The 26163-nt window shown below is 72.6% G+C and carries 20 protein-coding genes; 11 read left to right on the forward strand and 9 right to left on the reverse strand.

Annotated elements, in window-relative coordinates; genetic code table 11:
- The first annotated feature begins 937 nt into the window (after positions 1–937).
- From IEY30_RS04900 to IEY30_RS04920, 5 genes are all read left to right on the forward strand, one after another.
- Positions 938–1792 (forward strand): ParA family protein, encoded by an 855-nt coding sequence (locus IEY30_RS04900; protein WP_052358503.1) that lies wholly within the window; start codon positions 938–940, stop codon positions 1790–1792.
- Positions 1793–2082: 290 nt separating this feature from the next.
- Positions 2083–3234, forward strand: a complete 1152-nt coding sequence (locus IEY30_RS04905; protein ID WP_030197628.1) for a ParB/RepB/Spo0J family partition protein — start codon at positions 2083–2085, stop codon at positions 3232–3234.
- A 173-nt stretch (positions 3235–3407) separates the two neighbouring features.
- Entirely contained in the window at positions 3408–4268 is an 861-nt protein-coding gene (locus IEY30_RS04910; protein WP_030197632.1) for an Fpg/Nei family DNA glycosylase, read from the forward strand.
- Between the two features lie 515 nt (positions 4269–4783).
- Positions 4784–5677 (forward strand): metallophosphoesterase, encoded by an 894-nt coding sequence (locus IEY30_RS04915; protein WP_030197637.1) that lies wholly within the window; start codon positions 4784–4786, stop codon positions 5675–5677.
- A 102-nt stretch (positions 5678–5779) separates the two neighbouring features.
- On the forward strand, positions 5780–6586 hold the full coding sequence (locus IEY30_RS04920) for an alpha/beta fold hydrolase (RefSeq protein WP_030197639.1): 807 nt from the start codon (positions 5780–5782) through the stop codon (positions 6584–6586).
- Positions 6587–6649: 63 nt separating this feature from the next.
- Here the strand turns inward: IEY30_RS04920 and IEY30_RS04925 are convergent, their stop codons facing one another.
- Entirely contained in the window at positions 6650–7672 is a 1023-nt protein-coding gene (locus IEY30_RS04925) for a glutathione S-transferase family protein (protein WP_030197642.1), read from the reverse strand.
- A gap of 144 nt (positions 7673–7816) precedes the next feature.
- Between IEY30_RS04925 and IEY30_RS04930 the strand changes: the two genes are divergently transcribed.
- Positions 7817–8467 (forward strand): hypothetical protein, encoded by a 651-nt coding sequence (locus IEY30_RS04930; protein WP_030197644.1) that lies wholly within the window; start codon positions 7817–7819, stop codon positions 8465–8467.
- Positions 8468–8502: 35 nt separating this feature from the next.
- Here IEY30_RS04930 and IEY30_RS04935 read toward each other — a convergent pair whose 3' ends face one another.
- The 8 genes from IEY30_RS04935 to IEY30_RS04970 form a co-directional block, all read right to left on the reverse strand.
- Positions 8503–9738, reverse strand: a complete 1236-nt coding sequence (locus IEY30_RS04935; RefSeq protein ID WP_030197646.1) for an N-acetylmuramoyl-L-alanine amidase — start codon at positions 9736–9738, stop codon at positions 8503–8505.
- A 141-nt stretch (positions 9739–9879) separates the two neighbouring features.
- Positions 9880–10203, reverse strand: a complete 324-nt coding sequence (trxA, locus tag IEY30_RS04940; RefSeq protein WP_081920461.1) for a thioredoxin — start codon at positions 10201–10203, stop codon at positions 9880–9882.
- Between the two features lie 59 nt (positions 10204–10262).
- Positions 10263–11306, reverse strand: coding sequence for a thioredoxin-disulfide reductase (gene trxB / locus IEY30_RS04945; protein WP_030197651.1), 1044 nt, complete (start codon positions 11304–11306; stop codon positions 10263–10265).
- A gap of 269 nt (positions 11307–11575) precedes the next feature.
- Positions 11576–12439 (reverse strand): RsmA family anti-sigma factor, encoded by an 864-nt coding sequence (locus tag IEY30_RS04950; protein WP_030197654.1) that lies wholly within the window; start codon positions 12437–12439, stop codon positions 11576–11578.
- Positions 12440–12619: 180 nt separating this feature from the next.
- Positions 12620–13192, reverse strand: a complete 573-nt coding sequence (gene sigM / locus IEY30_RS04955) for an RNA polymerase sigma factor SigM (protein WP_030197659.1) — start codon at positions 13190–13192, stop codon at positions 12620–12622.
- Between the two features lie 2 nt (positions 13193–13194).
- Entirely contained in the window at positions 13195–15174 is a 1980-nt protein-coding gene (locus IEY30_RS04960; RefSeq protein WP_030197662.1) for a protein kinase family protein, read from the reverse strand.
- A gap of 55 nt (positions 15175–15229) precedes the next feature.
- The gene (locus tag IEY30_RS04965; RefSeq protein ID WP_229674846.1) at positions 15230–17620 is read right to left on the reverse strand and encodes a DUF6049 family protein; all 2391 of its coding nucleotides are present in this window, start codon (positions 17618–17620) and stop codon (positions 15230–15232) included.
- A 41-nt stretch (positions 17621–17661) separates the two neighbouring features.
- On the reverse strand, positions 17662–18147 hold the full coding sequence (locus IEY30_RS04970) for an NUDIX hydrolase (RefSeq protein ID WP_030197670.1): 486 nt from the start codon (positions 18145–18147) through the stop codon (positions 17662–17664).
- A gap of 109 nt (positions 18148–18256) precedes the next feature.
- Between IEY30_RS04970 and IEY30_RS04975 the strand changes: the two genes are divergently transcribed.
- From IEY30_RS04975 to IEY30_RS04995, 5 genes are all read left to right on the forward strand, one after another.
- Positions 18257–19753, forward strand: a complete 1497-nt coding sequence (locus IEY30_RS04975) for a CCA tRNA nucleotidyltransferase (protein ID WP_030197674.1) — start codon at positions 18257–18259, stop codon at positions 19751–19753.
- Positions 19754–19987: 234 nt separating this feature from the next.
- Positions 19988–20563, forward strand: coding sequence for an LpqN/LpqT family lipoprotein (locus IEY30_RS04980; protein WP_030197677.1), 576 nt, complete (start codon positions 19988–19990; stop codon positions 20561–20563).
- Positions 20560–21372, forward strand: a complete 813-nt coding sequence (locus tag IEY30_RS04985; protein WP_043416695.1) for a PP2C family protein-serine/threonine phosphatase — start codon at positions 20560–20562, stop codon at positions 21370–21372. The genes IEY30_RS04980 and IEY30_RS04985 overlap by 4 nt, the downstream gene beginning before the upstream one ends.
- A gap of 2 nt (positions 21373–21374) precedes the next feature.
- Positions 21375–24251, forward strand: a complete 2877-nt coding sequence (locus tag IEY30_RS22110) for an FHA domain-containing protein (RefSeq protein ID WP_156035239.1) — start codon at positions 21375–21377, stop codon at positions 24249–24251.
- A gap of 43 nt (positions 24252–24294) precedes the next feature.
- A complete protein-coding gene (locus IEY30_RS04995) occupies positions 24295–25998 on the forward strand; it encodes a serine/threonine-protein kinase (RefSeq protein WP_030197690.1) in 1704 nt (567 codons plus the stop codon).
- Positions 25999–26163 lie beyond the last annotated feature (165 nt).

The raw sequence follows: 26163 nt of genomic DNA on the forward strand, positions 1-26163 counted from the left end.
GGGCGTTTCACGTGAAACTGGCGGCGCCACCGCGGTGACGGATGGCAGGCCCGACCAGGACGCCGTCGATACGGCGCAAGGCTCTCCTGAGACGGCCGAGGGCGGCGCACCCGTCACGACGCAGCGGGAGGCTGAGGCTCCGACGGAGCACGTCGTCGCCACTGAAGCGCCGACGGGCTCCACGATCGTCACCACGACCGACACCGGGACCGGCACCGGGACCGACAGCACGAGCGGCTCCACGAAGGGGCCGCAGGACGAGTCGAAGGACGAGTCCGGGAGTGCGGCGCCCGAGGTCGAGGGCGACGTGGAGGCAGCGGTCGGCCAGGCCGACGCTCCTCGCATCGAGGAGGGCGAGCCGCGTGACCTCGAAAAGGCCACGGATGGCGGGCAGCACCTTCGACCGGCCTCCCCGAGTGACGACGATGGCGCGCAGGCCGGGGAAGACCCGGTCGTGGAGGCTCCCCTCACACCGGCCGACGACATGATCTCCGCAGCCGTGGCGGACCCGACTTCAGCCGATCTCGGTGACGCCGACCTGAACACAGAGATGGCGGCAGGAATGGACTCGGATGTCGACCCAGCCATGAAGCCGCCTACGGCCATGGAGCAGAACGTGGCCACGCACGGTGTCGAGGCAACGGCGCCACACGCCGAGGAGCCCGCTTCGGGAGCCGCCTCGATGCCGGTCCACAACCAGCCCGCTGGCCCTCAGGAGGGCCCGGGTGGGGACCTCCCCACGCCTTCCGGGCCTGTGGACAACGCGGTGGACGAAACTGCGAAAGATCCGCGCACTGAGCAGGAAATTGCGGCAAATCGGGCTGGGGACAACACTGTGGACGGCGCAGAGGCGCGAACCCGTTACGACAACGATCACGCCGACCGCGAGGCCTTGGCCGCAGCCCTGCCCACCCCAGGCACAGACACTCCTCTGGCCATGGAGCTCGCCGACAATGCGCGCCGTCGGATCCAGCTGACGGGTCGTCAGTTCCCCCGTCCCGTCTCGCCCCGCGTTCTCACCGTCGCCAACCAGAAGGGTGGGGTCGGCAAGACCACGACGACGGTCAACGTCGCCGCGGCACTGGCCCAGGCAGGGCTCAAGGTGCTCGTCATCGACCTCGACCCGCAGGGCAACGCCAGCACCGCCCTCGGCATCGACCACCATGCCGAGGTGCCGTCGATCTACGACGTCCTCGTCGATGGCACCCCGATGCTCGACGTGGTGCAGCCCTGCACGACGGTCGAGAACCTCCACTGCGCTCCGGCCACCATCGACCTGGCCGGCGCCGAGATCGAGCTCGTGTCGCTCGTGGCGCGAGAGTCGCGACTGCAGAAGGCGATCGCCGCCGCTGCCGAGGCCGGCCACGAGTTCGACTACATCCTCATCGACTGCCCGCCGAGCCTGGGCCTGCTCACGGTCAACGCCATGGTCGCCGCCAGCGAGGTCTTCATCCCGATCCAGTGCGAGTACTACGCCCTCGAGGGGCTCTCGCAGCTGCTCAAGAACATCGACCTGATCAAGCGCCACCTCAACCCGACCCTGCACGTGTCGACCATCCTGCTCACGATGTACGACGGTCGCACCCGACTGTCGGCACAGGTGGCCGACGAGGTGCGGGAGCACTTCCCCAAGGAGGTCCTCCGCACGACGGTGCCTCGTTCGGTCCGGGTCTCGGAGGCGCCGAGCTTCGGCGAGACGGTCATGACGTACGACCCGGCGAGCAGTGGTGCCCTCGCGTACCTCGAGGCAGCGGGGGAGATCGCCGACCGCGGTGCCGCCGGCAACACCTGAGGTCTTCATCCAGGGCGGGGCCGTCACCGACCGGTGGCGGCCCTGTTCCACGTGAAACAGCCCTACCAACAGATGGAGTTTCACGTGAAACGACAGAGGCGCGCGCTTCCCGCCGCGAGGCCCGGCCCCGGCCGCGGCGGCTGCCCGGCGTTCCACGTGAAACCGGGCCTCTGGTAGCGCAACGGCTCACACCCCGACATCGTGCTGCGGTGCCAGAGGTGAGCGCGCTCAGCACCTAGACTGACCCGGGACGCGACGGACGCGTCAGGAACGTTGTGAAGGGTTGTCGGATGGCGGAGAAGCGACGCGCACTGGGTCGAGGCCTCGGAGCGCTCATCCCGAGCGCACCGAGTGGGGGCGCTGGTCGACCTGTCGACGTCTTCTTCACCGAGCAGAAGCAGCCTGAGGTCACCAAGACCGCGGACACCGCCGAAGCCAATGGTTCGTCGGGCACCAATGTCGACGCCACGCCGGCCGACGGTGCAAATGGGTCCGCAGGCGCCGCCGCCACGTCGGTCGGCCAGACCGACTCCACGTCCGACGCCACTGCCGCAGGGGCGGCGCGTGAGTCCGGACAGGCGAACGAGGGGAGCGGGCTGGCCGCCGTCCCGGGCGCCGAGTTCGCGGAGCTCGACATCGACTCGATCCGGCCCAACCCCAAGCAGCCGCGCACGGTCTTCGACGAGGACCACATGGCCGAGCTCGTCCACTCCATCCGTGAGATCGGCGTGCTCCAGCCGATCGTCGTGCGACGCATCCCGGCCGACCAGCTCGACGAGGCCGAGGGGCGCACGTTCGAGCTCATCATGGGTGAGCGTCGATGGCGCGCGTCGCAAGCGGCCGAGCTGGGAGTCATCCCGGCGATCATCAAGGAGACGAGCGACGACGACCTCCTGCGCGACGCCCTCCTGGAGAACCTCCACCGCAGCCAGCTCAACCCGCTCGAGGAAGCCGCTGCCTACCAGCAGCTGCTCGACGACTTCGGTTGCTCGCACGACCAGCTCGCGACCCGCATCGGTCGCTCGCGCCCGCAGATCTCCAACACGCTGCGTCTGCTCAAGCTGCCGCCCCTCGTGCAGCGACGCGTCGCAGCAGGGGTCCTCAGCGCCGGTCACGCCCGCGCCCTGCTCGGGATGGCCGACGCCGCCGCCATGGAGCGGATGGCTCAGCGGATCGTGGCCGAGGGGCTCTCGGTGCGCAACGTCGAGGAGCTCGTCGCCCTGGGGGAGGGCAATGACGCGCCCCGCGCGCGGCGCCCGCGCGCAGGCAGCCGTCACCCGCAGCTCGACGACTTCACCTCCGGCCTCTCGGACCACCTGGAGACGCGCGTCGCGATCGCCCTGGGTCAGCGCAAGGGCAAGATCACCGTGGAGTTCGCCTCCGTGGAGGACCTGCGACGCATCCTCGGGCTGATGGGCGTTCCCGAGCCGACCCGAGACTGACCCGGGACCGACGAGCGCGCTCGTGAGCGGCAGCCGCTCGAGTGCCTGTGCCCCTGACCGCCGAGCAGCCCGTCACACGTCCGTTCAGGATGGTCCTGCGGGTACGGGGATCGTGACCGTTGCGGTCCGGTTGATCGCCCGACGCCACCACGGACGGCACGGAGAGGACGACGATGCCTGAGGGTCACACGATCCATGCGCTGGCTGACCGCCTCGAGCGGGCCTTCCGCGGACACGTGGTCGAGGCGACGAGTCCGCAGGGGCGGTTCGCGGCTGACGCCGAGCGTCTGGACGGACGTGTGCTCGAACGGGCGCAGGCCTGGGGCAAGCACCTGTTCGTCGACATCGGCGACGCCACGCTGCACGTGCACCTCGGCCTGATCGGCATGTTTCCCGTGAAACATCTCGCCGGCAGCACCCCACCCGCAGCTGTGGGAGCGGTGAGGCTCCGTCTGGTCGGCCCCGAGCACTTCGCCGACCTGCGTGGGCCGATGATCTGCACCCTCGTCGACCGGGCCAGGCAGCGTGAGATCGTGAGGACGCTCGGGCCGGACCCGCTCCGGCGGGGGCAGCGACCCGATGCGGGCTGGGAGCGGGTCCACCGCAGCCGTCGCACGGTGGCCGAGCTGCTCATGGACCAGTCCGTGGTCGCTGGGGTCGGCAACGTCTACCGCTGCGAGGTGCTGCACCGTCTGGCCGTCGACCCGCTCACCCGGGGCGTCGACCTGTCCGAGGAGGTCTGGCGGGAGATCTGGGACGACCTCGTCCTGCTCATGCCCCTGGGGCGCAAGTTCTCCCAGATCATCACGATGCCCGACCAGGTCGAGGACGCAGCGCGAGCGAGACGGTCCGGGCGGGGGCGCGCCATCTCCCGGCGACTCACGGGAGAGCGGCTCGGTGACACCTTCGAGCGCCGGTTTCTCGTCTACAAGCGGACGGGCCAGCCGTGCCCGCGCTGCGCTAACACGTTGCAGGAGAAGGAGATTGCGGGTCGCCGCCTGTACTGGTGTCCGGTCTGCCAGCACCGGCACTGACGGGACAGCTCCCACGTGGAGCTGTCTCGGTCACCACCCGGTGAAGGGCTCTCGGGACAGCACCGGGATCTCGACGTACTCGTGACAACCGAGGACCGGCAGCATCGCCCGAGGCGGTTGCGGCATCCGCGCGTGCCCCGCGGCCTCGGACAGGCTCGCCGGCGCCCCGAGCAGAGCAGCTCGTCCCGAGCGTGCATGCGGCCACCCCCTGCCGAGCGCAGGTTGGCGAGCCAGTCGACGCCCGACCCGTAGGTCAGGGCGACGGTCACGGCGTCTCCCCGGTCGAAGGCCATGATCGGCACCCGGTAGGTGCGACCCGAACGACGCCCCACGTGCTCGAGCTCCACGAACCACCCGTGACCGGCCAGGTGCACGAGGACCTTGTTGACGTACTTCTTGTTCAGCCGGGCGACGGCTCGGGGCATCGGCATCGGGACCTCCACCCCCAGCGTCGCACCCCATGACCGGGTCTGCACCTGGGACACGGTGGGCGCCCGCGCGCCTAGGCTGACGCCATGGCCCTCACTGGTTCGCGGCAGGCGCCGTCCCATGTCATCGCCCACCTCTCCGACCCCCATCTCATCGGCAACGGTGGCCTGCTCGCGGGGCGCATCGACACCGAGACCCAGCTGCGCAACGCACTGGCCCGGGTCGAGAACGCCGGTGAGCTCTTCGACGCCCTCGTCATCTCCGGTGACCTGGCGGACAGCGGCGACCCAGCGGCCTACGAGCTGCTCCTGACGATCGTGCGGCCCGTCGTCGAACGCCTGGCCTGCGCGCTCGTGCTCACCGGGGGCAACCACGACGAGCGCCGGCCGATGGCTCAGGCGCTCTACGGCGTGGACAGCGACGACCCGCAGGACACCGTCACGAAGGTCCGAGGCCTCCGGATCATCGCCATCGACTCCGCCGTACCGGGATACCACCACGGCGGCTTCTCGGATGCCCAATACGCTTGGCTCACAAAGAAACTCGAGGATCCGGCGGAGCACGGCACGATCCTCGTCATCCACCACGCACCCATCACCTACCGTTCGCCGGTGATGCAGCTGCTGGACTTCGACGACGTCGAGCGGCTGCGCGACGTGCTGGCCGGCAGCGACGTCCGGGCGATCCTCAGCGGTCACCTGCACGTGACGAGCTTCGGCACGCTGGGTGCGATCCCCGTCCTCGTGGCCGGCGGCGTCAGCTACGTCGACGACGTGGGAGCGCCGCGTGAACTGCTCATGGGGGTCGACGGACCGCAGTCGTGGAACCTCGTGGAGATCCACCACGACCAGGTCGTCGGCACCGTCGTGCCGATCGAGCAGCACGAGACGTGGCCGGCATTGTCGGAAGCCGTCATGGAGTTCATGGAGTCGGTGCCCGAGGAGGACCAACGCGAGGTCTTCTCCCGCAAACGCACCTGAGAAGGCACAACTTCCGACGATCGACCTGTCGAGATGCGGCACCGCCGATCGACGCAGTGATGAAGGCTCGACCTGCGAGCCGCACACCTCGAGGAGTCAGACATGAGCACGGTGGAGCAAGCCACGTCGGCGGATGGCACCCCGATCGCCTACGAGGCCTACGGATCGGGGCCGGTGGCGGTCGTCGTCGGAGGAGCCTTCTGCGACAGGGGAGCCTTCCGCGACGTCGCGCAGGTGCTGGGCGAGCTCGGCCTGACCGGCGTGACGTACGACCGGAGGGGCCGCGGGGAGAGCGGTGACACCCAGCCCTACGCCGTCGCGCGAGAGGTCGATGACCTGACCGCGGTCATCAGCGCCGCTGGTGAAAGCGGTTCTGCCGCATACGCTTTCGGCACCTCGTCCGGTGGCGCACTGGTCATCGAGGCATCCGCAGCGGGTGCGCCACTGACGAAGGCGTCGGTCCTAGAGGTCCCGTACCGGACCGCTACCTGGCCACCGCCCCCGGCGGACTACATCGAGCGGCTCGAGGCGTTCGAAGCTGCCGGAGACCGCGAGGGTATCCTGCGCTTCTTCAACCGGGAGGCCGTCGGCATGCCGGACGAGATGGTCGACGGTCTCAAGGGCTCGCCCATGTGGGAGCCGATGCTCTCGATGACCTACACCGTCAAGTACGACGGGCTCTGTCTCGGCGGGGACGAGCAGGACATTCCGACGGAAACCTTTGCACGAGTGATGATTCCGGTCCTGACGGTGTGCAGCAGTGGGACGGCTATGCCGTGGCTGCACGACTCCGCCCAGGTCATCGCCGACGCCCTGCCCAATGCCACCGCCGTCGAGCTGCCTGGAGAGTTCCACCACGTCCCCGCCTCGACGCTGGCTCCCGCCTTGGCCGAGTTCTTCACTGGCTGAACGGCTTTCGAGCAATGCCGAGCGGATTCCTCTGCGGGACAGAGGAATCCGCTCGGCAAATAGTCAGTTCTCAAGCAGGGCAAGCACCGGGTTGTGCTCCGGCGGGACGACCTCGCGCGGCGGTCCAGGGGGAGTGCCGTCACCGAACGGCGATCCACCGAGCGACTCGCGACCGTGCGGCGTCGCCCAGTTCTCCAGGGACGGCCCGAGCGGGACGACGCCTGTGGGGTTCACGTCGGTGTGCACGACGTAGTAGTGCCGCTTGATGTGCGTGAAGTCGACCGTGTCACCGAACCCGGGCGTCTGGAACAGGTCACGCGCGTAGCCCCACAGCGCCGGCATCTCGATGAGCTTGCTGCGGTTGCACTTGAAGTGACCGTGGTAGACGGGGTCGAAGCGCACGAGCGTCGTGAAGAGTCGCACGTCGGCCTCCGTGATGTGGTCGCCGACGAGGTAGCGACGCGTGGACAGCCGCTGCTCGAGCAGGTCGAGGTTGTCCCAGAGCTTCCGGTAGGCCTTGTCGTAGGCCTCCTGGGTGCCGGCGAAGCCGCAGCGGTAGACGCCGTTGTTGACGTAGCGGTAGATCGGCTCGCTCACCGCCTCGATCTCGTCGGCCAGCGCGTCGGGGTAGAGGTCCGGCGCACCCTCGCGATGGAACTCGCGCCACTGCGTCTCGAGGTCGACCGTGATCTGCTTGAAGTCGTTCGTGACGACGGCACCGGTCGGAACGTCCACGATCGCGGGCACCGTTATGCCACGAGGGTATTCGGGGTCGCGCTTGAAGTAGGCGTCTTGGATGCGCGGTATCTGCAGCACCGGGTCGACGCCGCCGGGGTCGAGGTCGAACGTCCAGCTGCGCTTGTCGTGGGTGGGTCCGCAGATGCCCATCGACAGGGCGTCCTCGAGGCCCAGCAGCCGCCGGACGATGATGGCGCGGTTGGCCCACGGGCACGCCCGCGCGACGACGAGCCGGTAGCGACCGGCCTCGACGGGGAAGCCGTCGCGCCCGTCGGCGGTGATGCGGGTGGTGATGTAGTTCGTGTCGCGCTTGAAGCTCTTCTCGACGTACGTGCCCGGCTCGCTCATGCGCCCCAGCCTAATTCGGTATGCCGTGTCGTCGAGGGGCGCCGTGCCGTTCGTAGAGGGGTGGTGCCTCCCCGGCGGGGGTCATGGTGCTGCGGCACCCCCTCGGGTCAGAATGGGGAGCATGACGGGCTGCGAGGAGACACGATGCGTGAGCTCCGGCCCCTGACGCCCGACCGGGTCGCCGATCTCGTCGGGACGTGCGCCCCGTGCACGTTCTGGCAGACCGTGCCCCGCAACGGGCACTCCGACCCGCGCACTCCGCTCGAGCTGCTGACTGACTGGGTCGAGACGGTCACGGCCGACTGGGGGCCACCCGGTCGCATCGCCTACGTCGACGGCGAGCCGGCGGGCCACGTGCTCCTGGCACCGGCGCGGCACGTGCCGCGCCTCGCGGCCTTCCCGACCTCCCCGGCGGACCCCTCGACGCTCATGCTGGTCACGGCGATGACCACAGCCGGCCACGCCGACCGCGGGTTGCGCAAGGCCCTGGTGCAGGTGGCGGCCAAGGACGCCCTGCACCACCGGAGCCGCTCCCTCGAGGCGGTGGCGGCTCGTCCGCTCGCCGTCTCCCGGCACACGTGCGTGCTCGACGTCGCGTTCCTCGAGAAGGTCGGTTTCCACGTGGAGCGCGACCACCCGGCATACCCACGCCTGCGCATCGACCTGCGCACCGTGGTCACGCTGCGCGACGAGGCGGCGGCAGCGCTGGCCCGCGCCCTCGCCTGGGTGCCGGGGGCGCGTCCTGTCCCGGAGACCCACCCCAACGGCCACAGCCACGCGCACGTCAGGGACTGAGCGCGACCCGCCCGCCGAAGGCTGCAGGAGTCCGCTCAGCCGACCGTGCGGTCGGCAGGGACGGCAGGGACGGCAGGGACCTGCTGCGCGCGCATCGTCTCGAGGTGGCGACGGAGGTCGTCGAGCCGCAGGACGCCGGTGCGGGAGGTGTCGGCCTCGCCGAGGTAGACCCGCTGCAGGGCCACGACGACCGCCTCGGCGACGTGGTCGAGGATCTGGGCGTTGGCGAGCGAGGCGGCGTCGCCCTCGTGGCTGAGGTAGCCGAAGTCGAGCCGCACCGCAGGCATGCGCGTGCGGCGCAGCAGCGGCCAGGTGCGGGCGTGCGACCGGCAGTCGGTGAGGCCGGTGCGGGCCACGACCTCGCGCAGGAGCAGGTCGGCGAAGCTCTCGCCGATGACCGACCAGTCGGCGTGACCCGGGTTGTCGGGGTGACCGTAGAAGTAGGTCGACGCCCCGTGGGCCGAGCCGGACGCCGTGTGGTCGGTGTGCAGGGAGAGCACGAGGTCGGCGTCGCACGAGTTGGCGAAGGCCGCCCGCTCCTCGTCGGTGCCCCCGTCGGTGGCCTCGGTGTGGGTGAAGACGACGCTGACGCCGTGGGCCGACAGGCGCCCCTCGATGCGGCGGGCGAGGTCGAGGGCCAGGCGGGCCTCGACGAGCCCACGGTGGCCGTGGGCACCGGAGTCGCCGCCGCCGTGGCCCGGGTCGAGGACGATGGTGCGCCCGCTCAGGCTGTAGCCGCCGCGCCGGATGTGCTCGCGCTCGCGCAGGGCGTTGGCGGACCCGCCGCTGACCGAGCGTCGCAGGCCGGCGAAGGCACGCATCGTCTCGGGACCGACCGTGCCGTCGGGCACGAGCCCCACGGCGGCCTGGAAGGCGCGTAAGGCCGAGTCGGTGCTGGGACCGTGTAGGCCGTCGACCTTGCCGGGGGTGAAGCCGAGCTCGGCGAGGCGCGCCTGCAGGGCCACGACGTCGTCACCCTCGATGAAGTGCTCGGGCAGGTAGCGCAGCACCCGGTCACCGAGCGCCCAGCGCGCGCCGTCGAGGACGGCATACGTGGACCGTCCGACGACGCCGTCGACGATGAGCCCGCGGCGCTGCTGGAAGGACTTGACGGCCTGCTCGACGCGCTCGTCGAAGATGGGCTCGCCGAAGCGGTCGCTGTGCCCCGGACCGCCGGGCAGGTCGCCCGAGAGGACGAGACGTTCGCACACGGCGGCCACGGCGGGGCCTGAGTCGCCGCGCCGGAGGACGACTGACTGCTGGGGGGTCATCTCGGCTCCTTTCCTCGGAGGGCTCCGAACGGGTCGCGGTGGGCTGTGCGTCTGTCGGGAGTGGTCGGGCGCCGTCTGCAGCGTAGTACGCCGAAGGGGTGGCACCGTGACGGTGGACCACCCCTTCGTGACCGGAGCCGGTCAGCCGATGAACTCCTCGAGCTCACGGAGCAGCTTGGGCTTCGGGTGCGCGCCGACGATGGTCTTGACGACCTCGCCCTTGACGTAGACGTTCAGCGTGGGGATCGAGACGACGCCGTAGCGGGCGGCGGTGTCGACGTTGGCGTCGGTGTCGAGCTTGACGACCTCGATCTTGTCGCCGTACTGCTCGTTGATCTCCTCGAGGATGGGGGCGACCTTGCGGCACGGGCCGCACCACGTCGCCCAGAAGTCGACGAGCACGGGCTTGTCGCTCATGAGGACGTCGTCGGCGAAGGTGGCGTCGGTCGTGTTCTTCAGTGCCATGGAGATTCCTTCTCGGTGGTGCGGCGGGGTTCTGGGAGGTTCTGGGCGTGGGCCCGAGGTTAGGCGTCGGCGCCGACGGTGGCGCGCGGGTTGGGGATCTCGCCCGAGTCGGTCTCGTCGATGACGGCGGCCTCGGCGGCGGCCTCGGCCGGGGTGGAGGTGTCCTCGAGGGCTGCGAGGTAGTGCTCGGCGTCGAGGGCGGCGGCGCAGCCGGAGCCGGCGGCGGTGATGGCCTGGCGGTAGGTGTGGTCGACGAGGTCGCCGCAGGCGAAGACGCCGGGGACGTTGGTGCGGGTCGAGCGGCCGTCGACGAGGACGTAGCCCGCGTCGTCGGTGTCCACGACATCCGTGACGAGCTCGTTGCGGGGGTCGTGGCCGATGGCGACGAACAGGCCGGTGATCTCGAGGTCGCGGGTCTCGCCGGTGACGGTGTCGCGCAGGGTGACGCCGGTGAGCTTGCCCTCGCCGTGGATCTCGGCGACCCCGGAGTTCAAGGCGAAGCGGATCTTGTCGTTGGCGTGGGCGCGGTCGGCCATGATCTTGCTGGCGCGCAGGGCATCGCGGCGGTGGATGATGGTGACGGTGCGGGCGAACTTCGTCAGGAAGGTCGCCTCCTCGATGGCCGAGTCGCCGCCGCCGACGACGGCGATGTCCTGGTCGCGGAAGAAGAACCCGTCGCAGGTGGCGCACCAGGAGACGCCGTGGCCGGAGAGCTCCTTCTCGCGGGGCAGGCCGAGCTCGCGGTAGGCCGAGCCCATCGCGAGGATGACCGAGCGGGCCCGGTGGACGGTGCCCTCGCCGTCGGTGACGGTCTTGACCTCACCGGTGAGGTCGACGGCGGTGACGTCGTCGGTGATCAGCTGCGCGCCGAAGCGTTCGGCCTGGGCGCGCATGCCGTCCATGAGGTCCGGGCCCATGATGCCGTCCTTGAACCCGGGGAAGTTCTCGACCTCGGTGGTGTTCATCAGCGCGCCACCGGCGGTCACGGCGCCCTCGAAGACGAGGGGCTCGAGGTTGGCGCGGGCGGCGTAGACGGCGGCGGTGTAGCCCGCGGGGCCGGAGCCGATGATGATGACGTTGCGGACGGTGTCCGTAGTGGACATGTGTGCTGCTCCTCGTGACGCTCTCGTGTCGCTCTCGGGACCCGCTCTGCCTCCCGTCCGCGCACCGGCACGAGCCGGGACGGCGGGAGCGGCGAGCCGCATAGGCCTCAACCGATCCTAGGCGGTCGTTGTTCCCGCGCCCGTCAGCGGCGGAGCGGCCCGGCGCGTGGCGCCCGGTGTCGCGGGTCGGCCGTGCCGAGAGGGCCGAGAGGGCCGAGAGGGCCGAGAGGGCCGAGAGGGCCGAGAGGGCCGAGAGGGGCCTGTGGGGCTCAGGGGACCGGCGTGGCGCTGGCCAGCACGCCGGGAGCACCGGTCGTGCAGCTGCGCTCGACGGCCCAGACCGTGCTCGCTCCGGCCCGCGTCACGACGACGACGACCGCGGGGCGCCCGTCGAACGTCGCGACGTCGGCCGACACGGCGTCGGGCGCCGGGTCGGTGCCGTCGAGCGCCCCGATCTCCTCGAGGCAGGCCTCGAGACCGATGGGGGTGGCGATGGGACCGATGCCCGGCGACTCGGCGGCGAGGTCGCGGATCTGCTCACCGGGGTGGTCGAGCAGCGTCCGTGCCTGGGCGGCGAGCGTGCCGGCGGAGTATGCCGTCGTGCTGAGCTGGATGTGCAGCCCGGTCGTCGTGGGCGGCGGGCTCGACGGCGTCGCGCCGGCCACCGAGCTGTACGTGTCGCCGACGACCGCGGCGCCGTTGGGCCGCTTGGTCACGTGCAGGGCCGAGGCCCCCACGGCGACGACAGCGGCTGCCGCGGCCACCGCAGCGGCGAGGTAGATCGGCTTGGGCCGCTCGGCGCGTGAGGGCATCGCAAGGACCGTGCCGCCCCCCGTCGGGTGTCCCGTCCTCCCGGTCGCGTCGGAGCCCGCCGCAGACCTGGTGGCGAGGAGCGGCCCGGGGTCGACGCGCAGGCGGGCGGCCTCGAGCAGCGCCGCCTCGATGCGGTCGGACACCGCGTCGGGCATCGGGCCGGGGTCGGACGCGTCGGCGAGCAGGGAGCGCACGCGGGACTCGGTGGCCGGGTCGAGGCGCGGCTCGGGCGCGTCGTCCTCGATCTCGTGGTCGATCTCGTGGTCGGGCTCGTGGTCGGGCTCGTGGTCGGGCTCAGGGGGGTTCGCGGACTCGTCCACCGATGTGGTCCTTCGGGCAGAGCGTGCAGTGGTCGTACGGGCAGGCAGGGGTATGCCGGTCGCCGTGGTTTCGACGGCCCCCTGTGGCCGTCGGGTTCCACCGGATTCAACCATTGTTCGGCGGGATCATCGTTCGGCGGGATCGCGGCGCCGGCCTGCTGGTGCTGCGCCGAGCTGCGGTCAGTCCGCCTCGACCGGCCGGACCCCGGGGGTCAGGCCGAGGTGCTGGGCCAGTGCTGCCCGTCCGCGCGCGCAGCGGGACTTGATGGTGCCCTCGGCGACACCGAGGATGACGGCGGCTTCGGCGACGGGCACGGCGTGCATGTCGACGAGGACGAGCGCCGCCCGCTGTCCCTCGGGCAGCTTGGCGAGGGCCTCCTGGATGTCGAGGCGCACCTCGGTGGAGGCGTGGTGGTCGTGCCGGTCGGCGAGCTCGTACTCGGGCAGCTCGGCCGTCGGCTTGCGCCGTCGCAGCCGGTCGAGGCAGGCGTTGACGATGATGCGGTGCAGCCAGGTCGTGACGGCCGCCTCGCCGCGGAACGAGTCGGCACGGCGGAAGGCGGCGATGAAGCCGTCCTGCACGCAGTCGGCGGCCAGCTCCGGGTCGCGCACGGTGCGCAGCGCGACGGCCCACATCCGGTCCTTGTGCCGACGGAAGAGCTCGGCGAAGGCATGGTCGTCGCCGTCGACGTGCAGTGCCAGCAGCTCCCGGTCGCTGAGGTCGGCGACCGGGGCGGCGTCCCCCGAGCTCACGGTCAGCGCACCGTCACTTCGCTGATCTGTGCTCGGTAGTGGTTCGCGGCCTCGGCGGGCGCGGCCTTGGTCACGAAGACGAGGACCTTGCTGGCCGGCTTGAGATCGCCGCCGGCCTTGATGACGACGGTGCCCTGGGCGCCCTTCTTGGAGCCGACCTCCTGCGCACCGTCCAGCGAGTCGGTGGACCCGGAGTCGGTGACGTAGACGGTGACGTCCTGCTCGGCGCCGAGCACCAGCTCGACCTCCTTGACGACCGTGGGGGCGCTGAGGTCGAGCAGGACCCCGACGCCGTCCTTCTTGCCGTTGAAGGTGGCGGAGCCGTACCAGCGGGAGCGCCACTCGGTGCTGAGGTCGCCGTCGTAGGTGAGCTTCACGTTCTGGTCGGCCTCGTTGCCGTCCTCAGGGTCGAAGCTCTTGCCGCCGACGACGGAGACGGGTGCGGCGGGGGGTGCCTCGGTGGTGGTCGGCGGTGCCTGCGTGGTCTGGGTGGGCGCGGCGGTCGAGCTCGGCGTGCGCGTCTTGGTGACTGTGACCGCCGGGGCGGCCGAGCCGTCGTGCTGCCCGATCTTCATGACGTTGCTGACGCCGATGACGAGCGCCACGATGACGAGCACGCCCACGATGGCCAGGGCGATGCGGGACTGGGTGCCGCTGGGGGCCTCGGGCGCGTCGCGGCCGAAGACCGGGACGGGGGGCTCGAGGCGGGTGGTGGGGGCCTCGTCGAGGGCGTCGACGAGGCCGATGTCCTCGCCGTCGAAGTCGTCGAGGTCGCCGTCGCGCGAGGCGCGACGCTCGGCGGCGCGCGCGGCCGCCTTGTCGGCCGCGGCCCGGGCGAACGAGCCGACCCGGTCGCCGATGGCGCCGGCCACTCCGGCCGCCGCGGCTCCGGCAGCGGCGATGCCGCCCGGGAGCCGTTCGCCCGACGCCTGCGTGGTGGTCACCGACCGGTCGGCGCCTTCGTCGCTAACGCGGTCGAAGAAGACCGTGTCGTGCTGGCCGCCGTCGCCCGCGCCGCCCACCCCGGACCCACCGTCGCCGCCTGCAGCGCCTGCTGCCGCGGCTCCGGCGATGCCGGCCGCGCCCACGCCGGCACCGATCGAGGGCATGACCCGCGTCGGCTCGAGCGACTCGCGGTCGTCACGGGCCCGCAGTCGCATGCCGGTGGCGCCGTCGGACGTGGCCATCTCGGCGGGCCACGGGGCGATCTGCAGGGCGAGGTCGCCGGGGGAGACCGGGCCGCGTCGCCCGCTGCCCAGCGTCATGCGGCAGATGAGGTCGAGGTCGTTGGGCACGCCGACGGCGATCTCGGACGGCGCGGCGACCCCGCCGACGATGGTCGGCGCGGGCTCGAGACCGACGGGGGAGCCCGCCGGGATCAGCCCGTCGTCGACGGCCACCATCGGCCAGCGACCGGTGAGGCCGGCATACGCGATCTTGACGAGGCCGACGGCGTCGGCGCGGGACGCCCGCTCGTCGGAGAGCCGGTCGGCGTCGGTGAGGGCGGCCTCGGTGGCGAGGCCACGCACCTTGACGGCGCCGTCGGGCATGCGCAGCACGGAGCTGGGTGAGAGCGCGAGGTGGTGCAGGCCGCGGTGGGTGGCCTTGTCGAGGGCCGTGGCGGCCTCTCCCGTGAGCCGGCGCACCTCGTCGGCGGCGAGGCCGCCGCTCTGCAGGAGGTGCGACAGGGGCACGGCGCCGGTCAGCGGCTCCTCGACGATGAAGCCGACACCCTGGTCGGTGCCGACGTCGAGGACGCGCACGAGGCGAGGGTCCTCGATGCCGGCGGCGCGCCGGGCCGCGTCGAGCGCGGCGGCCGCGACCGAGGCCGCTGCGGGGAAGCATACGAGCACGACCTCACGCTCGAGGGTGTGGTCGTTGGCACGCCACCGCTCGTGGTGGGCGCCCTCGGAAGTGCGAAGTGTGACGGCATAGCGGCCGCCGAGGACCGATCCGGGTCCGACTCCCTGCACGTGCGTCATCCTCCCCTCGTCCGGCCGTGCGTGCATGCGTGGCTCGGCCCCCATCCTAGGCGGGTCAGGCGCCATCCCGTTCGTCCGCACCGCCGAGAGACTCGTGTGCCGCGGTGACCGCCTCGATGTCGGCGATCTCGTCGACGCGCGAGGTTCCCTTGACGACGGCGCGGATGACACCGGCCAGCAGGACGAGGCCGACGAGGACCCCTCCGACCCAGTAGATGGTGCTGTCGAGCGGGTTGGCGGCGACCGGGATGGAGGCCGGCGAGCCGATCTGGGTGCCGTCGGCCGTGGTGAGGAACGCGCGGATCTCGGCGCGTCCGGCGGCCACCGCGGCGACCTCGACGGGCACGTTGGTGCGTGAGGACGGACCGATCGTCACGGGCGCCGGCTGCTCCACGATCCGGATGCGCGGGTTGTCGGGCACGAGGCGCAGCCGGATGTCCTCCACCGTGTAGTCGAGGCCGTTCTCGACGGTGATGCGCAGCGTGCCGTTCTCGGCGAGCAGGTTGATCGTGCTCGTGCGCGGCACGACGCGGATCGCCCGCGTCGCGGCCTTGATGTCGTTGGCGACGGAGGCGGACAGCTTGACCCACGACGCCGGCTGCCACCGCCAGCGGGCGCTGCCGAGCTCGTCGAGGACCTCGCGGTAGGTGCGCTCGAACTCGGCGCCGTCGCGCAGCACCGACGAGACGCTGAGGAGGGTGTCGCGCTGCTCGGCCAGCTGGGTGAGGCGGCTCGCCGTGAGCACCGGGCGCGGGGCGGCGGACGCGACGGGCGTGGTGGGCTTCGTCTGGGGGACGGCCTTGTCGGTGCCGTCGTCGGACAGCAGCGAGGCCGCGCCCACGGTCTCGAGCCACGGCGCGCTCGCGGTGGCGGTGAGGAAGGTCGAGAGGGCGGCGGCGTCCGGGTCGTAGGTGCGCGGGGCGGCGACGAGGACGGAGCGGGGGGTGCCGGCCCGCTCGCCGAGCAGCACGAGCGTCTCGGCGAGGTAGCGCTGCACGGACAGGACCGGGCTGGGGTCGCTGCGCTTGGGCAGCAGCGCCGACAGGCGGGGGTCGTACGCGAGCAGCCGGGTCCCGGCGCTCGTGACCCGCCGCGCGGTGGGGGTGTATGCCGTCCCCTTCGTCACGGCGGGAGCGCTGACGACGATCCCGGCGGGCTTCTTGACGGAGGTGCCGGACAGGAGCTTCTTGATGCCCTGCTCGCGTCCGGTCGGCAGGAGGCCGTCGACCGGCCACACGATGTCGGCGCGGGCCGGCTGGCCGAGTCGAGCGGCGAGGGTGGTGGCACGGCTGACGAGGTCGCGCACGAGGGTGTTGGCGGGGTCGATGCCGACGGTGGCCGCGATGTCGGCGTCCGCGTAGGGCAGCGCCCACACGCTGCGACCGTGCAGCTGCGTCACGAGCCCGTCACCGAGGCGGGCGATCGCGGCGGCGGCCCCGGACGGCTGGCCGCCCGTGCCCGTCGGGGCGGGCGTCGCCTGGCCGGACGTCGTCGGCGCCGGGGTGCCCGAGGTGCCAGACGTGCCAGAGCCGCCGGGGGTCGTCGTGCCGGGGGTCGTCGTGCTGGGGGTCGTCGGTGTGGTCGACGTCGTGCCGCTCGGGGTCGGGGTCGGAGTGCTCCCGCCGGGAGTGGCGTCGGTGCCGGTGTCGGGTCCGAGCACGGACGGGTCGACCGCGAGGTCGACCCGGGACTCCCGGGTGCCCTCGACGATGCGCTCCACCCGGGAGTCGGGTCCGATGGCCCGCTGCCAGGCGGCCTCCCGTGCGGCGTCGTCGCGGGCGAAGAGGTCGACGTCGGGATCGAGCGTCACCGGCATGACGGTCGCCACCTTGAGCGGGACGTACTCCTTGCGCCCGTTCCACGCGATGAAGGTGCGCGTCCGGCCGGTCGGCTCGCTCGCCCCCTCCTGGACGACCTCGACCGAGATCGGCAGCGCGGCGAAGGCCTCGTCGGAGCGCAGCTGCTGCCACGGCACGGTGGCTTTGAACGCCCGACTCTGCCCGGCGGCCACAGTCGGCAGCGTCGTCGTCTCGACGGTGCGGCCGGCGGTCGGTGTGCGTCCCGACGCCCAGGCGTCGAGAGCCGCGCGCTCGTTGACCGTCACGTCGCCCCGCACGACCCGCAGCTCGGGGCTCGACAGCGGACCCGTCAGCGGGGCCGTGACGGTACCGGTGATCGTCACGTCCTTGCCCGGACCCACCACCGCGGGCGACAGGGTGGCGAGGACGATGACGGCGACGTCCTTGGCGGGGGTGACCGCGGGCCCGTGCGCGGCTGCCGTGGCCTGCGCGACCGGCGTGACGGCATACGTCATCGGGACGGCGACGGCGGGCGCGGCGCCGGCCACGCTGCCACCCACCGAGAGACCGACCGAGAGACCGACCGAGAGGCCTGCGGCGGCGAGTGTCGTCACGGTGGTGGTCAGGCTGCGCACGAGGCGGGTCACGCGACGCCCGCTCGTGTCCGGACGCCGCGACCCTCGAAGGATCACGCCGTCCCCGCCAGCCGGTTCCACGCCGCCTGTGCGATGCGGCGCTCGTTGGGGAAGGTGAGGCTGCGGTGCACCTCGTCGAGCCGCATCCAGGCGACGTCGATGGCCTCGTGGTCCGGGTCGTTCTCGATGGAGAGCTCACCACCCGTGGCCTCGAGGAGGTAGTGGTGCACGAACTTGTGGACCCGCTTGTTCGACGTCGCGAACCAGTAGTCGATGGTGCCGAGCTCGATGAGCACCCGACCGACGATGCCGGTCTCCTCGGCGACCTCGCGCGCGGCCGTCTCGACGAGCGTCTCGCCGGGCTCGACGTGTCCCTTCGGCAGGCACCACTCGATGCGGCCGGCCCGGTTGCGACGGGCGATCACGGCGATGAGGGCCAGGCCCTCGCGCACGTCCACGACGATGCCCCCGGCAGAGCGCTCCTCGACCGCGGGCAGGCGCCTGCCCGGCACGGGGCTCGGGACGGGCAGGGCGCTCACATCGCCACCATAACGGGCGGGGCCATGGGCGATCCTGTCGTCGCGACGGCAACACGGGGCGCCCGCCGGTGCGGTCGGGGCCGCGCCCACCGCTCACTAGGCTGGGCGCGTGCCTGACCGACCCGACACGCCCGCCCCCGACGGCGAGCAGCCCGCCGACGCCGGCCTGCCGCTGCTGCGCGCCGCCGTCGCCCGACTCGCCCCCGTCCTGCCGATGCTGACCGAGCTCGGCGAGCGGTTCGCGGGCGCCGGGCACGAGCTCGCCCTCGTCGGCGGACCGGTCCGCGACGCCTTCCTCGGACGCGTCTCGCCCGACCTCGACCTCACCACCGACGCGCGCCCCGACGACATCCTCGCGGTGGTCCGCGGTTGGGCCGACGCCCACTGGGACATCGGCCGCGAGTTCGGCACCATCGGCCTGCGCAAGGGCGAGCACGTCATCGAGATCACGACCTACCGCGCCGACACCTACGACCGCTCGTCCCGCAAGCCGGAGGTCATGTTCGGCGACACCCTCGAGGGCGACCTGGTGCGCCGCGACTTCACCGTCAACGCCATGGCGATCCGGCTGCCCGGCCTCGAGTTCGTCGACGTCCACGGGGGCCTGCCCGACCTCGTGCAGCAGCGGCTCACCACGCCGGCGGCCGCCGAGGAGTCCTTCGCCGACGACCCGCTGCGGATGATGCGGGCCGCCCGCTTCGCCTCGCAGCTCGGGTTCGACGTCGCGCCCGAGGTGCGCACGGCCATGACCGAGCGTGCCGGCACGCTCTCGATCATCTCGGCCGAACGCGTACGCGACGAGTTCACCAAGCTGCTCCTGTCACCCCGTCCGCGGCTCGGGCTCACGCTCCTCGTCGACACGGGCCTCGCCGACGTGTTCCTCCCCGAGCTGCCCGCCCTGCGCCTCGAGCTCGACGAGCACCACCGCCACAAGGACGTCTACGACCACTCGCTCATCGTGCTCGAGCAGGCCATCGCCCTCGAGGGTCCTGCCGGCGGACCGCCCGAGTCCGTGCCCGGGCCCGACCTCGTGCTGCGCCTCGCCGCCCTGCTCCACGACATCGGCAAGCCGGCGACCCGGCGCTTCGAGGACGGTGGCGGTGTCTCCTTCCACCACCACGAGCTCGTCGGCGCCAAGCTGACGAGCAAGCGGATGAAGGCGATGCGCTTCGACAAGGACACGACCAAGCAGGTCGCCCGCCTCGTCGAGCTGCACCTGCGCTTCCACGGCTACGGCGACGGCCAGTGGACCGACTCGGCGGTGCGCCGCTACGTCAACGACGCCGGGCCCCTGCTGACCCGCCTCCACCGGCTCACCCGGTCCGACTGCACGACCCGCAACGTCCGCAAGGCGCAGCGGCTCTCGCGTGCCTACGACGACCTCGAGCAGCGCATCGAGCGGCTCGCCGCGGAGGAGGAGCTCGCCAGCGTGCGCCCCGAGCTCAACGGCAACGAGATCGCCGAGGCGCTCGCCATCCGGCCGGGTCCCGTGCTCGGCGAGGCCTACGACTTCCTCCTGTCGGTCCGCCTCGACGACGGTCCCATCGGCAAGGACGCCGCGCGCGAGCGGCTGCTCGCCTGGTGGGCGGCTCGGTCCTCCGACTGAGCGCGGACTGAGCGCGTGCTGAGCGCGGACCGAGCGCTGCCGGTCGGCGTCCGCGGGTGGGGAGTTCTCCCCATCGCGAGGGTGCCGCCGTCGTCGTACGCTCGGCACCACCTCGTTCCCATGCCGCCACCGTCCCGAGACGGCGCCTCGGCCGATCTGACACGGCATCTCGTGAATGATTGACTGACCGCGCCGTCCCCGACCCCTGCGGGAACGACCGAAAGGAACGAGCCCATGAGCACCCTCGCCTATCCGAGCGCCGACTTCCCGGGCCAGCCGTCGGTGGCCCTCGAGGTTCCGGACGGATGGGAGCCCGCGCACGCGCCGGGCACGACGATGGCCGCCCGGCTGCCGCGCGAGGGCGGCTTCGCGCCCAACGTCCTCGTCACGATCTCGTCGTGCGGACCCGAGTTCGACGTGCAGGAGTCGCTCGAGCAGATCGCCTCGCTGGCCACCTCCCGGGGCGGCACGGTCTCCGAGCCGTATGCCGCCGACCTGGGCGGCGCGCAGTTCGTCGGGTGCGACGCGACCTGGCCCGACGCCGACGTCGAGACGGTGCTGCAGGCCAACCTCTTCCACCTCGTGCGCTCGGGGTCGCCCGACGCCGGTGCCCACGTCGTCCAGCTGACGGGCGCGGTCGGCGGACCGGATGCCGTGGACGACTACGAGCTCATCCGGCAGGTCCTGACGACGGTCCGGGTCACCCCCTGGAGCGACGACGCGGCTGACTCCTCGAGCGACCCCCCCGCGCCGGCCACGGCGGACGCTGCGGACACGGCTGCAGGCACGGCTTCGGGAACGGACGCATGAGCGGCGCTCTTCCGGCGATCTCCGTCGGCCTCGCGACCGACGTGGGCCGGGTCCGCCAGCACAACGAGGACACCGCCATCACCCAGGGCACCGTCTACGCCGTCGCCGACGGGATGGGCGGACACGCCGCCGGCGAGGTGGCGAGCCGCATCGCCGCAGAGACCGTGGCGGAGCTCGCCGACCGTCCCGTCATCCAGGTGCGCGACATCGTCGCCCAGGTCGAGGAGGCCAACCGGCGCATCCTCGGCTCCGCCGCACGCCACCCCGAGCAGACCGGGATGGGCACGACCATCGCCGGGCTGGCCCTGGTCTCGGTGGGCGGCTCGCGGCACTGGGCCGTCTTCAACATCGGAGACTCGCGGGTCTACCGTTGCATCGACGGACGCCTGTCCCAGGTGACCGTCGACCACTCGGAGGTGTGGGAGCTCGTCGAGCGCGGGCTCATCACCCCCGAGCAGGCCCACCGGCACCCCGGGCGCAACGTCGTCACGCGCTCGCTCGGCCGCGACCCCATGGGCGTCGTCGACACGTGGGTCTTCCCGCCCTACCCGGGCGAGGTCTTCGTCATCTGCTCCGACGGCCTGTCCAACGAGCTGACGCGTGAGGAGATGGAGGCCGTCCTGGCCGACCACCCCGACGCCGAGGCCGCCGCGGAGGCGCTCGTGCGACGCGGTGTCGAGGCCGGGGGCCGCGACAACGTCACTGCTATCGTCGTCGCCGTGCAGGGGCAGGACGCCGACTCCGACGTCGACGAGGACACCACCCCGCGCGAGAACGTGAACGGCTCATCAGGGGAGAGCAGGTCGTAGACGTGAGTGGCCCGTCCGTTGTTGTCGACCGGGCCCCCGACGGGTGGACGCACATCGGGGGCCCCGGCATGCACCTGCTCATCGGCCTCGACGAGGACGACGAGCGCACGATCGCCGCGAGCGACGCGGCCGACGGCGGCGACATCGACGACGTCGTCGAGGTGCTGACGGCCGGCGGCATGCGCAAGGCCCACCACTTCGTCGGCGTGCACTGGCAGCCCCAGACCCGCATCGTGGCCTTCGGCCCGGTGTCGGCCCTCGTGACCCTCACCGACGGCACCGAGCACGACGTCCGGGCCACGAGCAGCAAGGTCTGGACCGACCTCGACCTGCCCGAGCACCCCGAGCGCGTCGTCCTGCGCGTGCTCGACGAGTCCGAGCGCTCCCAGCCGGTGCCGGCCCAGGGGCTCGCGGGAGGTCCTGCGGGCTCCGATGCCGTGCAGCAGGGCTCAGGAGGCGCGGCCTCCGCTGCGTCCACCGACCGTGCGGGCGACCTTGCCGGCCAGCCGGACGCCGTCGCGCCGACGGACCAGCACGACCAGCACGACCCGCTCGACCAACCGGCCGACGTGGTCGCTGGCCCGGCCTCGTCCGCCCCCGGCTCGTCGGTGGAACCGGGCACGGCGCCCCCGTCCCAGCCGCCTGCCGGCTCGTCTGAAGACTCCACCGACAACTCCACCGCAGACTCCTCGAACGGGGCCTCGGACGAGGTGCCGGACGCCCGCCCCGTCGGTGCCGGCATCCCGACCTTCGGGGACGTCTCGAGATCGGCCGGGGCCGCCGCAGTGTCTGGTGCCGCGGGCGCCGACGAGCCCAGCGCGTCCGGCGCGTCCGGCGACCCTGCCGGCTCGAACGACTCAGGCCGTTCGCCGTGGGACCGCAGCTGGGCCCGCCGCGACACCCCGGCGGCACCCCCCGAGGCCGGCACCACGTCTCAGCCGCCGAGCACTGACGAGCCTCCGCCGACCGTCCCCGCCGCCCAGCCGGCTCCTGCTGCTCCCGCTGCTCCTGCGGCTGCGGCTGCGCCGGCGCTGCGCGCGTGGACCGCCGCCGCGCCACCGGCGCCCGTGCGCGCCACGCCGAAGACGACGCCGCTGCACCCGCAGACGAGCGGACCTTCCGCTGCCGCGCCGTTGACGACGCCCCAGGGGCAGGCTCCGCAGCCCGAGACAGGTCAGCCCGAGGCACCTCAGCCCGATGAGCTCGAGGCAGCGGCACCTCCGGCGGCCGCCCCCCAGCCCGTCGCCGCGCCGTCCTCTCCCGCGCCCGCCGCGCCGTCCTCTCCCGCGCCCGCCGCGCCGTCCTCTCCCGCGCCGTCCGCGACGACGCCCGTGCAGCAGCAGGTACCCGAGCCGGCTCGGTCCGAGCCGGCTCCGTCCTCTCCCGCGCCCGCCGCGCCCGCCGTGCCTGCCGTGCCTGCCGTGCCCGCCGTGCCCGTCGTGCCCGCCGTGCCCGCCGTGCCGGTGGCCGGCGACCTGCCTGCGGCCGAGCCGCGCGACGTCGACTCGACCTGGGCCGCCCGACCCCTGCTCGAGCAGGACGCAGCCCCGGCCGCCGCGCCCGCGCAGGCCGCGCCGGCATCCGCCACGTCACTGTCACCCGCCCCGGGCCCGCCGGGCGTCGCCGGCACGGATGACCAGTCGGACGACGAGCCGGCGGCAGCGCTGCCCAGCTACGACTACCTCTTCGGTCACACCACGACGGCCGACGAGCATCGCAAGGCCCTCGCCCAGCTGACCCAGCCGGACGACGAGGACTCCGCCCACGACGACGAGCACCTGTCGGTCCCGAGCGTCACCGACGTGCCCGACGTGCCTGTGACGAATGCCGCGCCCGTCCCCGAGGTGCCCGAGCGCCCCCTTCCGTCGGCACCGCTGCTCCCCGAGACGTCCGAGGGCGGCCTCATCTCGTCCGTCCCGTGGGCGAGCCCCGCTCCGGCTGCGGCGCCCCGGCCCGAGGTGACTCCCGAGGTGCCGACCTTCTCGGGGCGGCACACACCGCCCCCGGCCCCGAGCCTGCTGCCACCGATGAACACCCCGCCGCCCGGCGCCCGGGCGCCCGAGGCCACTCCGCTCATCTCCATGGGCCCGCCGCCTGCCTCGCCTGCGCCTGCCTCACCTGCGCCGCCGACCGGCCAGGCTGCCCAGGGACCCGCCGCGCCATCGGCACCCGCGCAGCCCGCGGCATACGCCCCGTCGGTGCAGTCGCCCACGGAGCCGAGCTTCGACGTGCCCATCTCGCTGCCCACGGCACCGCCGGCCCCGCCGGTCTCGGCAACCACGGCGCCCGCGGCGACCCCGGCTGCTCCCGTGGTCGACGCCGCTCCCGCAGCGGACGACGACGAGACGGAGCTGACCGTCGACCGCAGCGCGCTGCTCGAGGCGCGCAACGCCGCGCAGAACCAGACGTTCTCGGGCCCCAGCGTGCTGGCCGTGCTGTGCTCGGCGGGTCACCCGACGCCGCCGCACGGCGACCGCTGCCGGGTGTGCGGCTCGAGCATCCCGCCGCAGGAGCCGTTCACGATGCCGCGGCCGCCGCTCGGCGTGCTGCGCCTGTCGACGGGCGACGTCGTCACCCTCGACCGCAGCGTCCTGCTCGGCCGCGCGCCACGGCTCGGTGACGGCCTCGCAGCCCACGACCGGCCGCACGTCGTCAAGGTGCCGAGCCCCGAGCGCGACATCTCGCGCAACCACGTCGAGGTCATCCTCGAGGGATGGCACGTGCTGATCCGCGACCTCGGCACGACCAACGGCACCACCGTGACGCTGCCGGGCGAGAGTCCGATGCGCCTGCGCGCCAACGACCAGCAGGTCCTCGAGGCCGGGTCGCGCGTGTCCATGGCCGACGAGGTCTCCTTCACCTTCGAGGCGGCCCTGTGACCCGCACGCCCGTCCACCCCCGACCCGCGGCCGGAGGTGCGTCGTGAAGAAGGGTGCGCCCCCGAAGATCCCGGGCCTCGTCTTCGTCCAGCCGCTCGGGTCGGGCGGCTACGCCGACGTCTTCCTCTACGAGCAGCAGAGCCCTCGCATGCCGGTCGCGGTGAAGGTGCTCAAGCCCGAGGGCCTGACCGACGCGCTGCGCCAGCAGTTCGTCGAGGAGGCCGACACGATGGCCGCCCTCGGCGACCACCCCTACATCGTGCAGGTGTTCCGTTCGGGCACTTCCGACGACGGTCGTCCGTACCTCGTCATGAAGTATTACCCGCCGCCCAACCTCGCGATGCGGGCGCGCGCCGAGCGCTTCTCGGTCGAGGACGTGCTGCGCACCGGCATCCAGCTCTCGAGTGCCGTCGAGACCGCGCACCGGGCCCACATCACGCATCGCGACATCAAGCCGGCCAACGTGCTCATCAGCGCCTACGGCGCCCCGGGCCTGACCGACTTCGGCATCGCCGGCCGTGGCGCGCGCGACGGCGACGTCGAGCCGGAGGCCACCGACGACGTCGGCGTCTCGGTGCCGTGGGCGCCGCCGGAGGTGCTCTACGGCCAGAGCAACGGCGACGAGCGCTCCGACGTCTACTCCCTCGCGGCCACGCTGTGGCAGCTCCTCGTCGGGCGTTCCCCTTTCGAGGTGCCGGGGGGCGACAACTCCGCGTATGCGTTGATGCCGCGGATCCGCAGCACCGCACCGCCCGCGACCGGGCGCCCGGACGTGCCGGCCGGCCTCGAGCGCCTGCTGGCGCAGGCGATGGCCAAGGACCCGTCGCACCGTCCCGCGTCGGCGCTGGAGTTCGCGCGCGCCCTCCAGGCCGTCGAGCAGCAGCAGCGCCTCAACCGCACGCCGATCGTCGTGCTCGACGAGCAGGGCCACACGACCCTGGTGAGCCAGACGCAGGGCTCGCCGACGGGCCGCGGCGGTGACGACGAGGACCGCACGCGCATCAAGGCGCCGCAGACGGTCGTCGCGCAGCCGCTCGGGCCGTCGCCGACCATGCCCGACGGCGAGACCCGTCGCCGGTCCGACGCCGGTGGGCAGCGGTGGTCACCGGCCCCGGTGCCGAGCGCCGGACCGGCACCCTCGGCGGCGCCGGTGCGCCCAGCCGCCGCGACCGACCCGGTGACGAGCCAGACGGCGCCCCTGGGGTCGGACTCCTCGGAGGAGGCGACCGTCCGTCGCGCCGCCGGCGCCGCCGGGGCGCAGGAGGCTCCGGCTCCGGCGCAGCCGCCGGTCTCGCCGCTGTCCAAGCCCCCCGTGCTGTGGGGCCTGGCCGCCGGGGTCGTGGTGCTCGTCGGTCTCGTCGTGTTCCTCCTGCTGCGTGGAGGTTGGGGGGACGCGCCCGAACCCGCCCTGCCGTCGCCGAGCGCGACCGTCTCGATGCCGGGCGACGACAGCGCCATCGGCGACGGCGTCTTCGACAAGCCGACCGTCACCGCGAGGTCGGGCGCCGGGAGCGTCGGTTTCACGTGGAACTACCCGCAACCGGACAAGAAGGACACCTTCCGGCTGTCCTACGCGCCGACCGCCTCCGACGCCGGGAACCCCGAGCGCTCCAAGCTCGTCTCGGTCACGACCCGGAGCTACACGGTCAAGGCGGCCAAGGGCACGAAGGTGTGCGCCACGGTCCGCGTGTCCCGGTCGGGCCAGGTCTCGCCGGGCTCCGACGTCCAGTGCGAGACCGCGCAGTGAGGCGTGGCGCCGAACGTCTGAGTATGCCGGCGGGTGGACATCGCGCGGTCGTCGCGGCAGCCTCGACCCCGAAACCACCAAACCACCACAAGACTCCGTAACAACGCACGACTGGACATCGTTGACCGCGAAGTGCCAGTAGCGGGCGTGTCGACAGGGATTAGG

The sequence above is a fragment of the Terrabacter tumescens genome (assembly GCF_014646815.1).
GTDB classification, from domain to species: domain Bacteria; phylum Actinomycetota; class Actinomycetes; order Actinomycetales; family Dermatophilaceae; genus Terrabacter; species Terrabacter tumescens.

Coding starts and splice junctions, on each gene's coding strand:
- IEY30_RS04900 (WP_052358503.1), top strand. CDS start 938: ATGGAGCTCGCCGACAATGCGCGCCGTCGGATCCAGCTGACGGGTCGT.
- IEY30_RS04905 (WP_030197628.1), top strand. CDS start 2,083: ATGGCGGAGAAGCGACGCGCACTGGGTCGAGGCCTCGGAGCGCTCATC.
- IEY30_RS04910 (WP_030197632.1), top strand. CDS start 3,408: ATGCCTGAGGGTCACACGATCCATGCGCTGGCTGACCGCCTCGAGCGG.
- IEY30_RS04915 (WP_030197637.1), top strand. CDS start 4,784: ATGGCCCTCACTGGTTCGCGGCAGGCGCCGTCCCATGTCATCGCCCAC.
- IEY30_RS04920 (WP_030197639.1), top strand. CDS start 5,780: ATGAGCACGGTGGAGCAAGCCACGTCGGCGGATGGCACCCCGATCGCC.
- IEY30_RS04925 (WP_030197642.1), bottom strand. CDS start 7,672: ATGAGCGAGCCGGGCACGTACGTCGAGAAGAGCTTCAAGCGCGACACG.
- IEY30_RS04930 (WP_030197644.1), top strand. CDS start 7,817: ATGCGTGAGCTCCGGCCCCTGACGCCCGACCGGGTCGCCGATCTCGTC.
- IEY30_RS04935 (WP_030197646.1), bottom strand. CDS start 9,738: ATGACCCCCCAGCAGTCAGTCGTCCTCCGGCGCGGCGACTCAGGCCCC.
- trxA (WP_081920461.1), bottom strand. CDS start 10,203: ATGGCACTGAAGAACACGACCGACGCCACCTTCGCCGACGACGTCCTC.
- trxB (WP_030197651.1), bottom strand. CDS start 11,306: ATGTCCACTACGGACACCGTCCGCAACGTCATCATCATCGGCTCCGGC.
- IEY30_RS04960 (WP_030197662.1), bottom strand. CDS start 15,174: ATGACGCACGTGCAGGGAGTCGGACCCGGATCGGTCCTCGGCGGCCGC.
- IEY30_RS04980 (WP_030197677.1), top strand. CDS start 19,988: ATGAGCACCCTCGCCTATCCGAGCGCCGACTTCCCGGGCCAGCCGTCG.
- IEY30_RS04985 (WP_043416695.1), top strand. CDS start 20,560: ATGAGCGGCGCTCTTCCGGCGATCTCCGTCGGCCTCGCGACCGACGTG.